This window comes from Geomonas sp. (assembly GCF_056994735.1).
The window spans coordinates 1-11,832 of sequence record NZ_JBXKJL010000272.1 but is presented as its reverse complement, the minus strand read 5'-3'; the positions used below and the strand labels follow the sequence as shown (position 1 = coordinate 11,832).

Sequence of the window (11,832 nt, the reverse complement as noted above, 5' to 3'; positions counted from 1 at the left end):
TTGTGGCTTTTTCTCATCATGGTCATCGTGATGTGCGGGGACAGCGCCGCTTACTATGTCGGCTCCTCGTTCGGAAAGACGAAGATCTACCCTTCGGTGAGCCCGAAGAAGAGCGTCGAGGGGTCGGTCGGGGGGCTGGTGGGAAGCATCATCGGAGCCATTGTCTTCAAGCTCCTCTTCTTTAACGGCCTATCCATCCTCGACTGCCTTGCCACCGCCCTGCTTTTGGGAGTGCTCGGGCAGTTGGGGGACCTATTCGAATCCCTGATCAAGAGGAGCTGCGGGGTCAAGGACTCCGGCACCATCTTCCCGGGGCACGGTGGAATCCTCGATCGGCTGGACAGCATCCTCTTCGCCGCCCCGGCCGCCTTTTATTATGCCTACTTCGTCTTCCGGTGAGGGCCAGGCACCGGTTCCGTGTGCTGAGGGAAAGATCTTGGCCTTCTGATGTTTTCATTACCGTCCGCGTTCGGTTGGAGAGGTTTCCAATAGGAGCCAGCCGGCCCCTTGACACAGCACGCGGAACGGCTTTTTTAGCGAGGGATAAATGAAAAAGCTGACCATTCTCGGCTCGACCGGCTCCATCGGGGTAAGCACCCTGGACGTTGTCGCGGCCCAGCCCGATATGTTCAAGGTCGTGGCGCTGACCGCGGGGAATAACCTGGAGCTCCTGAAACGCCAGATCGAAGCCTTCAACCCCGAGCTCGTCTCGGTGCTGACGCCGGATAAGGCGAAAAAGCTCAGTCATATGCTGACCGGGAAGAAGCCGCAGATCATGCATGGCGTGGAAGGGATGATCGCCGCAGCCACCGCTTCCGAGACCACCATGGTCGTGGCGGCCATCGTCGGCGCCGCCGGCCTCGTCCCGACCACGGCAGCCATCATGGCGGGCAAGGACGTGGCGCTCGCCAACAAGGAGACCCTAGTCACAGCCGGGCACCTGGTGATGGAGATGGTGCGGAAGCAGGGGGTGAAACTCTACCCGGTGGACAGCGAGCACTGCGCGGTCTTCCAGTCCATGGCCGGACACCGCAACGAGGACATCGCCAGGGTCATCCTCACCGCCTCCGGCGGGCCCTTCCTGAACTGGGGAAAGGAGCGGCTGATGACCGCGACGGTTGCCGATGCCCTCAACCACCCCAACTGGAGCATGGGGAGAAAGATCACGGTCGACTCCGCCACCATGATGAACAAGGGGCTGGAGGTGATCGAGGCCCGCTGGCTTTTCGACATCCCGGTGCAGCGGATCGGCGTCAACATCCACCCGCAGAGCATCATCCACTCCATGGTGGAGTACATCGACGGCTCCGTGATCGCGCAGTTAGGAGTGCCGGACATGAAGGGGCCCATAGCCTACGCGCTGACCTATCCCGCCCGAATTCCGTCCGGGGTGAAGCCCCTGGACCTCACGGCCCTTTCCGGGCTGACCTTCTTCAACCCCGATACCGACCGCTTCCCCGCCTTGAAGCTCGCCTATCGCGCGGCTGACGCAGGCGAGAGCATGCCCGCCGTCATGAACGCCGCTAACGAGGTCGCAGTCGAGGCCTTCCTGGAAGGGAAGATCAGCTTCATGGCCATAGCCCAGTCGATCGAGAAGGTCATGGACCTCCATGCTCCCCATTCCCTTTCCTCGATCGAGGAAGTGCTGGAAGCTGACCGGTGGGGGAGGATGAAGGCGAGGGAGATCCTCGGAGCCCGGCAGTAGCCGCAGTAGCCCCGGTCGAGGGCGGGCTTTTCCGGAATTGGTGTTGAAAGTGTTCGGGATAGGGTGCACATTAACAAATGGAGGCCGCGTTTTCGCGGCGCCGGCGGCAACTGCCGCCATTGCCCTCAACGCCGGGAGTCCCGGCTCAAAGCCGTCCTCCCAGGCATAGGGAAATGAGGGAAGATCTATGAGCATTCTGTTCGCAATCATCGCCCTGGGGGCGCTGATCTTCATCCACGAGCTCGGGCACTTCATCTTTGCCAAGACCTTCGGAGTGGGGGTGGAGAAGTTTTCCCTCGGCTTCGGCCCCAAGATCATCGGTAAGAAGGTCGGGGAGACCGAGTACCTTCTTTCCGCCTTTCCCCTTGGGGGGTACGTCAAGATGATCGGCGAGGGAGAGGATGCTGAACTTGCCGAAGAGGACAAGCACCGTTCTTTCGCCGAGAAGCCGCCTCTGCAGAGGATGGTGATCGTGGCGGCGGGTCCGGTATTCAACCTCCTGTCGGCCTACTTCATTTTCATCCTGATCTTCATCATGGGGGTCCCGGCGATGACCACCAAGGTCGGTGAAGTCCAGCCGGATAAGCCCGCCGCTAAGGCCGGGATCAAGGCGGGAGACCTCATCACCTCGGTGAACGGGAAATCCGTGACCCGCTGGGACGAGTTCGCCAAGATCATTGCCGAAGGAAAGATCGCGCCGCTGGACGTGACCGTGCAGCGCGGGCAGGCGCCCTTGAGGTTCAGGATGGTGCCGGAGAGCCGGACCTCGAAGAACATCCTCGGCGACACCGTGACCCAGCCGGTAATCGGCGTGGTGGCGTCGGGTGACACGGTGATAGATCGCTTCCCTCCCGGCGAGGCGATCTCCAGGGGGAGCGCCCAGTGCTGGAACGTCATCAAGATGACGGTGCTCTCCATGGTCAGGCTGGTGCAGCGCGCCATTCCGCTGGACACCATCGGCGGTCCCATCATGATCGTGAAGATGGCAGGGCAGCAGGCGGCGGCCGGGAGCGTGAACTTCCTGGCCTTCCTGGCACTCCTGTCCATCAACCTCGGGGTGCTGAACCTCCTCCCCGTGCCGATCCTGGACGGGGGGCACCTGGCCTTCTTCCTGGTCGAACTGGTGACCGGAAAGCCGGTCAGCAAGAGGTCGCGGGAGATCGCGCAGCAGATCGGCCTGGTGCTCCTGATCAGCCTGATGATGCTGGCCTTCTACAACGACATCGCGCGGATGTTCACCGGGGCCAAGATGTAACCCCTTGACTCCCCTTTGTTTATCGTCTGCTCCGATTCCCCCCTCCGAGCCTTCCCCCATTAGGGGGGAGGCCCTGTCGGACTAATCCTGATGAGAAGTGAACCTCGATTGAAGATACTTACCCTCGATACCTCAAGTAACTGCTCCTCGGTAGCATTAAGCGACGGCACCACCCTCCTCGGCGAATCGATCCTGGGAGAGGACCGCTGCAATTCCGGAAGGTTGATGGAGTCCATCTCGAGCCTTCTCGGCGCCGCGCGCCTGACCCCTGAAGGGCTCGACGCCTTTGCCGTCTCCATAGGCCCCGGCTCCTTCACCGGCGTCCGGGTCGGCATCGCAACCGTCAAGGGCCTTGCCATCGCCACGGGGAAACCGGTGGTCGGCTTCTCCTCGCTCGCCATGCTGGCCATGAACCTCCCCTTCTGCTCGGCCCAGGTCGCGCCCATGTTCGACGCCCGCAAGAGCGAGGTCTATGCCGGGCTCTATCGCTGCGGAGAGCTTCCCGAGGCGTTGGCCCCCGACGCCGTCCTTCCTCCGGCCGATTTCCTGGCCATGATCGACCAGCCGACCCTTTTTCTTGGCGAGGGCGCAGTTCGCTACCGCGAGCTGATCGGGTCGACCCTGAAGGATCTTGCCATCTTCCCCCCCTGGAACGCTCACCTGCCGCGTGCCTCCGCGGGGGGCGTCATCGCCCTCGATGCCGCTCTTAGAGGGAACTTCACCCCCCTTCCCCTGCTGAATCCATCCTATCTCCGCGCCTCCGAGGCCGAAATGGCCAAAAGGCGGCGGGAAGCAGTTTAAACAGAAGAGTGCCCTTCGACAGGCTCAGGGCAGGCTCTTCGACAGGCTCAGGGCAGGCTCTTCGACAGGCTCAGGGCGAATGGTTTTTGAACGGATCAGGCACTTTCTTCGACCGGGGCAAGTCTAATAGCTGGATCTTCGACTTCCCTTAACACCGTTCTAGTGTTGACAGTTTACTTTTAATGTATTATTTTGATCGTTCATCCATTTCCGGATAAGTTCTCTTAACTACATAGTTTTTTACCCAGATCAACTGCCGGTTTCCCGATCCTGAACGGATGTGGCCGGCGTAAGGGGAAGTATATATGCGCAGCGACACTATTACTCAAGGCCTGGAACGCACGCCGCACCGCGCCCTCCTGAAAGGGACGGGACTGCCGCAAAGCGAGATGGGGAAACCCTTCATCGGCATCGCCACCAGCTTTACCGACCTCATCCCCGGCCATGTCGGCATGAGGGACCTCGAGCGCTTCATCGAGAAGGGCGTCCACACCGGCGGCGGATACGCCTTCTTCTTCGGCATCCCCGGGGTTTGCGACGGCATATCCATGGGCCACAAGGGGATGCACTACTCGCTGCCGACCCGCGAGCTGATCGCGGACATGGTCGAATCTGTGGCCGAGGCGCACCGCCTCGACGGCCTGGTGCTCCTCACCAACTGCGACAAGATCACCCCGGGCATGCTGATGGCTGCTGCCCGTCTCGACATCCCCTGCATCGTCGTGACCGCCGGCCCCATGCTGAGCGGGCGTGGCGACGCAGGGAGGCGCTACTCCTTCGTGACCGACACCTTCGAGGCCATGGCCCGTTACAAGGCCGGCGTGATCGATGACCAGGAACTGGCACGCTGCGAGGAAAACGCCTGCCCCGGGATGGGATCGTGCCAGGGCCTCTTCACCGCCAACACCATGGCCATCCTCACCGAGACCCTGGGCATGAGCCTTCCGCGCTGCGGCACCGCGCCGGCTGTCTCCGCACTGAAGCGACGCATCGCCTTTGCCTCCGGCGAAAAGATCGTGGACCTGGTGCACAAGAACGTGACTCCGAGATCGATCCTCACCCGCGAGGCCTTCGAGAACGCCATTCGCGTCGACCTGGCGCTGGGCGGTTCGTCCAACACCGTCCTCCATCTCCTGGCCATCGCCAACGAGGCCGGGGTCGAGCTCCCGCTGGAAACCTTCGACATCCTGGCCAAAGAGACGCCGCAGCTCGCCTCCATGAACCCCGCTGGCGAATACTTCATGGAAGACCTCGACGTCGCCGGCGGTGTCGCCGGAGTTCTCAAGCAACTGGGCGACAAGATCCACGACTGCCCGACCCTGATGGGCCTGAGCACCAGGGAGATTGCCGCAAGCCTCGCCGGAGTCGACGAGCAGGTGATCCATCCGCTGTCGTCGCCGGTTAAGAAGGAGGGGGGCATCGCGGTCCTCTTCGGCAACATCGCCCCCAAGGGCGCGGTGGTCAAGCAGTCCGGTGTCTCCGACAAGATGATGAATTTCACCGGTACCGCACGCTGCTTCGATTCGGAAGACAGGGCGATGGCCGCGATGATGGGCGGTGTGGTCAAGGCCGGCGACGTGGTGGTCATCCGTTACGAAGGACCCAAGGGCGGACCCGGCATGAGGGAGATGCTGGCCCCGACCGCGGCGCTCATGGGGCTTGGCCTCGGCGATTGCGTGGCTCTCATCACCGACGGCCGCTTCTCCGGCGGCACCCGCGGCCCCTGCATCGGCCACATCTCGCCGGAGGCTGCGGTGGGCGGTCCTATCGCCCTCATCGAGGACGGCGACACCATCGAACTGGATATCCCCAACCGCTCGCTGAAGGTGATGGTGAGCGACGAGGTACTGGCCGAGCGGCGCAGCCGCTGGGCCGCTCCCGAGCCGAAGATCAAGAAGGGCTGGCTCGCCCGCTATGCGAAGGTGGTCACCTCGGCCCACACCGGGGCCATTACCACCGCTGAATAAAACCTGACCCCCTTTACCGAGGGGCAGAGGCATGCCCGCCTTTACCGAGGTGGCGTGGGCCTCAGGGACGAAGTCATTACTAGTGATTCCGTGCTTACAGAGCGTGGGATCGATCAATAGCAGGCAGGAGACTGCCGCTGCATGGGGGTTAAAACGTATGAAGATGAATGGTGCGCGCATTGTATTGGAGTGTCTGAAACGGGAGGGGGTCGACACCATCTTCGGGTATCCCGGAGGTACCGTCATCAACCTCTACGACGAACTCTTCTCGTTCAAGGAGATCAGGCACATTCTGCCACGTCACGAGCAGGCGGGGGTCCACGCAGCCGACGGCTACGCCAGGGCGACCGGCAAGGTCGGCGTCGCGCTGGCCACCTCGGGGCCGGGGGCTACCAACACCATCACCGGCATCGCCACCGCTTACATGGACTCCATCCCCATGGTGATCCTTACCGGCCAGGTGCCCACCGCCCTCATCGGCAATGACGCCTTCCAGGAGGCCGATATCATAGGGATCACCCGTCCCTGCACCAAGCACAACTTCCTGGTCAAGGACGTGAAGGACCTCGCGCTCATCATGAAGAAGGCCTTCTACATAGCCCGCACCGGAAGGCCTGGGCCGGTCCTGGTCGACATCCCCAAGGACGTGCAGATCGCCCAGACCGAGTTCGAGTACCCGGAAACCGTCGAGATCCGCGGCTACAAACCGACCGTGGAAGGGCACCCCAAGCAGGTGGAGAAGGCAGTCGACATGATGATGCAGGCCAAGAAGCCGGTCATCTACGTGGGGGGCGGCGTCATCCTCGGCAACGCCGCCGAAGAGCTGACGACCCTGGCCAGGCGGCTCGGCATCCCTGTCACCACCACCCTGATGGCCCTTGGCGCCTTCCCCGAAGATGATCCGCAGTCCCTTGGGCTTCTCGGCATGCACGGCACCTATTACGCCAACATGGCCGTCTCCCATTGCGACGTCCTCATCGCCATCGCCGCGAGGTTCGACGACCGGGTCACCGGCAGGATCGCGGCCTTCGCCCCGCACGCCAAGATCATTCACATCGATGTGGACCCGACCTCGATCAAGAAGAACGTGCGCGTGGACCTCCCGATCGTGGGCGACGTCCGCGAGGTCCTGCTGAAAATGCTCAAGGTCACCAAGGCCAAGTCCCACGAAGCGGCGGCCTCGAAGGAGGCTCTTGCGCCCTGGATCGCCGAGATCGACGGCTGGAAGGAGAAGCATCCGGTCTCCTACCGCCAGTCCGGTTCCACCATCAAGCCGCAGTACGTGATCCAGCGGCTGCGCGCCCTCTCCCAGCCTGACGCCATCGTGGCCACCGACGTCGGGCAGCACCAGATGTGGACCGCCCAGTTCTTCGGTTTCACCAAGCCCCGCACCCTCCTCACCTCCGGTGGGCTCGGGACCATGGGCTACGGCCTCCCCGCCGCCATGGGCGCCCAGGCCGGCTGTCCTGACCGCCAGGTGATCTGCGTGGTCGGCGACGGCGGGTTCCAGATGAACATGCAGGAACTGGCCACCCTGGTGCAGAACAGGCTCAACGTGAAGATCTGCATCCTCAACAACAACTTCCTCGGCATGGTGCGCCAGTGGCAGGAACTCTTCTTCGACAAGCGCTACTCCTCGACCTGCCTCGAACTCCCCATCGACTTCATCAAGCTTGCCGAGGCCTTCGGCGCCACCGGTCTCAAGGCCACCAAGGTGGAGGAGGTGGACGAGGTCATCAAGAAGGCCTTCGCCACTGCGGGCCCGGTCCTGATGGAATTCAAGGTCGCCCGTGAGGAGAAGGTGCTTCCGATGGTCCCCGCCGGCGCCTCTCTCACCGAGATGGTGTTGGCCTCTTAAGACGGGGCAGATGACTGATGCTAGTGGAGTTATAAATGGAAACACGGAGGGATTCAATGAGACACACCATAGCAGTCCTGGTCGAGAACGAGTTCGGCGTCCTCTCCCGCGTGGTCGGGCTTTTTTCCGGACGCGGCTTCAATATAGATTCGCTCACCGTCGCACCTACCAACGATGAAGCCCTCTCCCGTATCACGGTGGTCACCCACGGCGACGAGCAGATCATCGAGCAGATAACCAAGCAGCTCAACAAGTTGATCGACGTGATCAAGGTCATCGACTTCGAGCCGGAGAGCGCGATCGAGCGTGAGATGGTGCTGGTCAAGGTCTCGGCCGAGGATCAAAGCCGCGCCGAGGTGCTGAGAATCGCCGACATCTTCCGGGCCAAGGTCATCGACGTCACTCCCAAGTCCTACACCCTGGAGGCCACCGGCACCCCCGCCAAGGTCAGCGCCATGGTCGAGCTGCTGCGCCCGCTGGGCCTGAAGGAGCTGGTCAGCACCGGTCCCGTAGTGATCGGCCGCGGTGCCAAGGGCTGGAAGGGGTAGGGGCTAAGACCTTCTTTTCATTGCACGAGGGGCCGTTTTCGGGCTATAATCCCGCTTTGGTGCGAGAGAGTATTCCGGATCCGGCCTCTTTTTCTGTGAGGCGTCCGTACCCCCCGTGCCAGTAACCGCTTTTCTTATCAACCCGCTAATGAGGTACTAGATGCGCAACACTCATACCCCGATTGCAGTCGAGGGGTACCCGTTCATACTCGGATTCATGGTCGTGACCGTTGTCATGGCCCTTCTTGGACACTACGTACACGCAGGCTTTCTCGCTCCCGCTTTCCTCTTTCTGCTCCTGGCCAATTTCACCGTTTTCTTCTTCAGGAACCCCGAGCGGAACACCCCGACCAATGAGAATGCCGTGATTGCCCCCGCCGACGGTGTGGTAATCTTTTCCGGCAAGGTGGTGGAGCCGCACACCTCGGTCGAGATGGAGAAGATCAGCATCTTCATGTCCGTCTTCAACGTGCACGTGAACCGCGCTCCCATCAGCGGCAAGGTGGTGGACAGTTTCTACACCAAGGGGAAGTTCTACGACGTGCGGGACGAGCGTGCCACCTTCGAGAACGAGCAGCAGGGGCTGGTGCTCGAGGTTGCCCCGGGTCTGAGGATGGTGGTGGTCCAGGTGGCGGGCCTCATCGCCCGGCGCATCGTCTGCTATGCCAAGGTCGGCGACCTCCTGACCAGGGGGCGCAGGTACGGCCTGATTCGCTTCGGTTCCCGGCTGGACATCTACCTTCCGCTGGGGACCAAGATCAACGTTGCCATGGGACAGAAGACCGTCGCAGGGGAAACGGTCCTGGGGATACTGTCGTGAATGAAGAGAGCACGAAGATAGAAAGGGAAGGGATGCGCAAGGGGATCTACATCCTCCCAAATCTCTTCACCGCAGGAAGCCTTTTCGCCGGCTTCTACTGCATGGTCTCGACCGTCAACGGAGACTACCGTACCGCCGCCCTCTGGATCCTGGCCTCGTCGATCTTCGACGGCCTGGACGGGAAGGTGGCCCGGCTTACCGGGACCTCCAGCAAGTTCGGCGTCGAGTTCGACTCGCTGGCCGACGTGGTCTCCTTCGGGGCTGCTCCCGGGCTCCTGATGTACTGCTGGGCCCTGAGGCCCTTCGGCAGGCTCGGCTGGCTCGCCGGCTTCCTCTTCCTGGTCTGCGCCGCGCTGAGGCTGGCCCGCTTCAACGTCCAGGTCGACACCGTGGAGAGCAAGCGTTTCGTCGGGCTTCCCACCCCGGCCGCAGCCAGCATGGTCTCGGCCACCGTTCTTTTCTTCCACCATTACGGCTGGCCCAGTTCCTACAACAAGCTCGCCATCATCATCCTGATCTACTTCCTGGCGCTCCTCATGGTCTCCAACGTCCGCTACTACTCGTTCAAGGACCCGAGCCTCATCAAGCGGCAGCCCTTCGCCTTCCTGGTGCTGGCGGTGCTCCTGTTGATCGTGATCGCGGCGGAACCGGTGGTCATGCTCTTCACCATCTTCATCTGCTACATCCTCTCCGGCCCGGTAGGGTTCATCATGACCTGGCCCCGCAGGCGCAGGCTCGAGAAGGCCATGCACAGGGGGCACGAGGACATGCGCAACGCCGGCAAACGGTAGCCGCAGGTTCTGGCTCCCGAGACAATCTTTTTGCCACGCTAAAATTATTGAAATGATACAGAAAAAGCCTTGACAGCAGTCGGGGCTTTTTCCTATTATCGCCCAATCGAGAAAAGGCATTGACAAGGAGTAGTAGCCTTATCTTCCTCTACAGAGAGCCGGTGGTTGGTGCAAACCGGTGTGGAAGCAGGTGAACTCGCCTTCGAGCCGCCGTGATGAAGGACCGTTCCGGTATCCAGCGGAAGCGGTTTTAGTTTCGGCCGTCGGCCCGCGTGAAGGGTGAAAGAGGTCCGCCGACAGGCGGATGAACGAGGGTGGTACCGCGGAAGCTTTCATGAGCCTTCGCCCCTTATTGGGGCGGAGGCTTTTTCTATTTCAGGGGCTTGCTACCGGCGCCGGACGCGGCTTTGGTGAGTGAGTTGCCGGTGCCGGACGCGGCTCCGGTGGCTTTTGCACCGATCTCTGGAATAATTGACTTCAAATGAGCTTTCAGGAAAGTGCAGGCTAACAATCACAGGGGGCGCAAGTGAACAATACCGAACCTAAGACCATCAAGATCTTCGACACCACTCTCAGAGACGGGGAGCAGTCTCCCGGCGCCAGCATGAACATCGAGGAGAAGATCCGCCTCGCCAAGCAGCTGCAGAAACTGAATGTGGACGTGATCGAGGCGGGCTTCCCGATCGCTTCCGAAGGGGATTTCGAAGCCGTCAAGAAGATAGCCCAGACCATAACCGGCCCCGAGATCGCCGGCCTCTGCCGCTCGGGTTTCAAGGATATCGACCGCGCCTGGGAGGCGCTGCAGTATGCCGGGGAGCGGGGGCGGATCCATACCTTCATAGCCACCTCGGACATCCACATGAAGTACAAGCTCCAGATGACCCCGTCCCAGGTGCTGGAGTCGGCAGTCAAAGGGGTGAAGAGGGCCCGCTCCTACACCGGCAACGTCGAGTTCTCCTGCGAGGACGCGGTCCGCACCGACAGGAAGTTCCTGGCCGAGGTCGTCGCCGCGGTCATCGACGCCGGCGCCAAGGTGGTCAACATCCCCGACACCGTCGGCTATACCATCCCCTTCGAGTACTTCGACATCATCAAGTACCTCAAGGACAACGTCAGCAACATTGAGCAGGCGACCATCTCGGTCCACTGCCACAACGACCTCGGGCTCTCGGTGGCCAACTCGATCGCGGCCATCCAGGCGGGCGCCGGGCAGGTCGAATGCACCATCAACGGCATCGGCGAGCGCGCCGGAAACTGCTCCCTCGAGGAGTTCGTCATGGCCCTCAGGACCCGCGGCGACATCCTCCCTTTCAAGACCAACGTGGTTACCGAGCAGCTGACCCCGGCCAGCCGTCTCTTGACCACCATCACCGGGATCGTGGTGCAGCAGAACAAGGCCATTGTCGGCGCCAACGCCTTCGCCCACGAGGCGGGGATCCACCAGCACGGCATGCTGATGGAGAAGTCGACCTACGAGATCATGACGCCTGAGTCGGTCGGGCTCAAGGCCAGCGCGCTGGTGCTCGGAAAGCACTCCGGCCGTCACGCCTTCAAGAAGAGGCTGGAGGAGCTCGGCTACGAGCTGGACGATGACAACCTCAACAAGGCCTTCAACCGCTTCAAGGCTCTGGCAGACCTGAAGAAGGAGGTTTACGACGAGGACCTCGACGCCATCGTGGCCGACGAGGTGATGAGGCTCAAGGAGAAGTACAAGCTCTCCCACATCACCGTGACCTGCGGTTCCTTCGCCGTGGCCACCGCCACCGTGCAGATGGAGATCGACGGAGTCCAGGTGCGTACCGCCGAGCTTGGCGACGGCCCGGTAGACGCCACCCTCAAGGCCATCAAGAAGCTGGCCAAGACCAACCCGAGGCTGGTCCAGTACAACGTCGGCTCCATTACCGGCGGCACCGACGCCCAGGGCGAGGTCACCGTTCGTGTCGCCGAAGGGGAGCGGACCGTCATCGGACGCGGCGCATCCACCGACATCATCGAGGCTTCGGCCAAGGCCTACATCGACGCCCTCAACCGGCTCCATTCCGCCACGGACCGCGACATCGAGGCCCTCTGATAATCCCCGCCTGACG

10 protein-coding genes and 1 other annotated feature are annotated in these 11,832 nt (G+C 61.9%); all 10 genes read left to right on the top strand.

What is annotated here, in order from left to right; translation table 11 throughout:
- Window positions 1-399 (top strand): phosphatidate cytidylyltransferase (locus AC11W3_RS11875; RefSeq protein WP_484093073.1); only part of this gene is annotated, 399 nt, incomplete at its 5' end.
- Window positions 400-547: 148 nt separating this feature from the next.
- Window positions 548-1,705, top strand: coding sequence for a 1-deoxy-D-xylulose-5-phosphate reductoisomerase (locus AC11W3_RS11870; protein WP_484091831.1), 1,158 nt, complete (start codon window positions 548-550; stop codon window positions 1,703-1,705).
- Window positions 1,706-1,892: 187 nt separating this feature from the next.
- Entirely contained in the window at window positions 1,893-2,960 is a 1,068-nt protein-coding gene (gene rseP, locus AC11W3_RS11865; protein WP_484091830.1) for an RIP metalloprotease RseP, read from the top strand.
- 108 nt (window positions 2,961-3,068) lie between these two features.
- The gene (tsaB, locus tag AC11W3_RS11860; protein ID WP_484091829.1) at window positions 3,069-3,761 is read left to right on the top strand and encodes a tRNA (adenosine(37)-N6)-threonylcarbamoyltransferase complex dimerization subunit type 1 TsaB; all 693 of its coding nucleotides are present in this window, start codon (window positions 3,069-3,071) and stop codon (window positions 3,759-3,761) included.
- A gap of 305 nt (window positions 3,762-4,066) precedes the next feature.
- Window positions 4,067-5,728: a dihydroxy-acid dehydratase gene (gene ilvD, locus AC11W3_RS11855; protein ID WP_484091828.1), complete on the top strand. Its 1,662-nt coding sequence runs from the start codon at window positions 4,067-4,069 to the stop codon at window positions 5,726-5,728.
- Between the two features lie 157 nt (window positions 5,729-5,885).
- Window positions 5,886-7,586 (top strand): biosynthetic-type acetolactate synthase large subunit, encoded by a 1,701-nt coding sequence (ilvB, locus tag AC11W3_RS11850; RefSeq protein ID WP_484091827.1) that lies wholly within the window; start codon window positions 5,886-5,888, stop codon window positions 7,584-7,586.
- A 56-nt stretch (window positions 7,587-7,642) separates the two neighbouring features.
- A complete protein-coding gene (gene ilvN, locus AC11W3_RS11845) occupies window positions 7,643-8,134 on the top strand; it encodes an acetolactate synthase small subunit (RefSeq protein WP_484091826.1) in 492 nt (163 codons plus the stop codon).
- Between the two features lie 160 nt (window positions 8,135-8,294).
- On the top strand, window positions 8,295-8,954 hold the full coding sequence (locus AC11W3_RS11840) for a phosphatidylserine decarboxylase family protein (RefSeq protein ID WP_484091825.1): 660 nt from the start codon (window positions 8,295-8,297) through the stop codon (window positions 8,952-8,954).
- Between the two features lie 32 nt (window positions 8,955-8,986).
- Window positions 8,987-9,745: a CDP-diacylglycerol--serine O-phosphatidyltransferase gene (gene pssA, locus AC11W3_RS11835; protein ID WP_484091865.1), complete on the top strand. Its 759-nt coding sequence runs from the start codon at window positions 8,987-8,989 to the stop codon at window positions 9,743-9,745.
- Between the two features lie 110 nt (window positions 9,746-9,855).
- Window positions 9,856-10,098 (top strand) — a binding site (T-box leader).
- A gap of 173 nt (window positions 10,099-10,271) precedes the next feature.
- A complete protein-coding gene (locus AC11W3_RS11830; protein ID WP_484091940.1) occupies window positions 10,272-11,816 on the top strand; it encodes a 2-isopropylmalate synthase in 1,545 nt (514 codons plus the stop codon).
- Window positions 11,817-11,832 lie beyond the last annotated feature (16 nt).

Excerpts from the sequence above, each read along its gene's own strand:
- rseP (WP_484091830.1), top strand. The coding sequence starts at position 1,893 with ATGAGCATTCTGTTCGCAATCATCGCCCTGGGGGCGCTGATCTTCATC.
- ilvN (WP_484091826.1), top strand. The coding sequence starts at position 7,643 with ATGAGACACACCATAGCAGTCCTGGTCGAGAACGAGTTCGGCGTCCTC.
- ilvD (WP_484091828.1), top strand. The coding sequence starts at position 4,067 with ATGCGCAGCGACACTATTACTCAAGGCCTGGAACGCACGCCGCACCGC.
- pssA (WP_484091865.1), top strand. The coding sequence starts at position 8,987 with ATGCGCAAGGGGATCTACATCCTCCCAAATCTCTTCACCGCAGGAAGC.
- AC11W3_RS11870 (WP_484091831.1), top strand. The coding sequence starts at position 548 with ATGAAAAAGCTGACCATTCTCGGCTCGACCGGCTCCATCGGGGTAAGC.
- ilvB (WP_484091827.1), top strand. The coding sequence starts at position 5,886 with ATGAAGATGAATGGTGCGCGCATTGTATTGGAGTGTCTGAAACGGGAG.
- AC11W3_RS11840 (WP_484091825.1), top strand. The coding sequence starts at position 8,295 with ATGCGCAACACTCATACCCCGATTGCAGTCGAGGGGTACCCGTTCATA.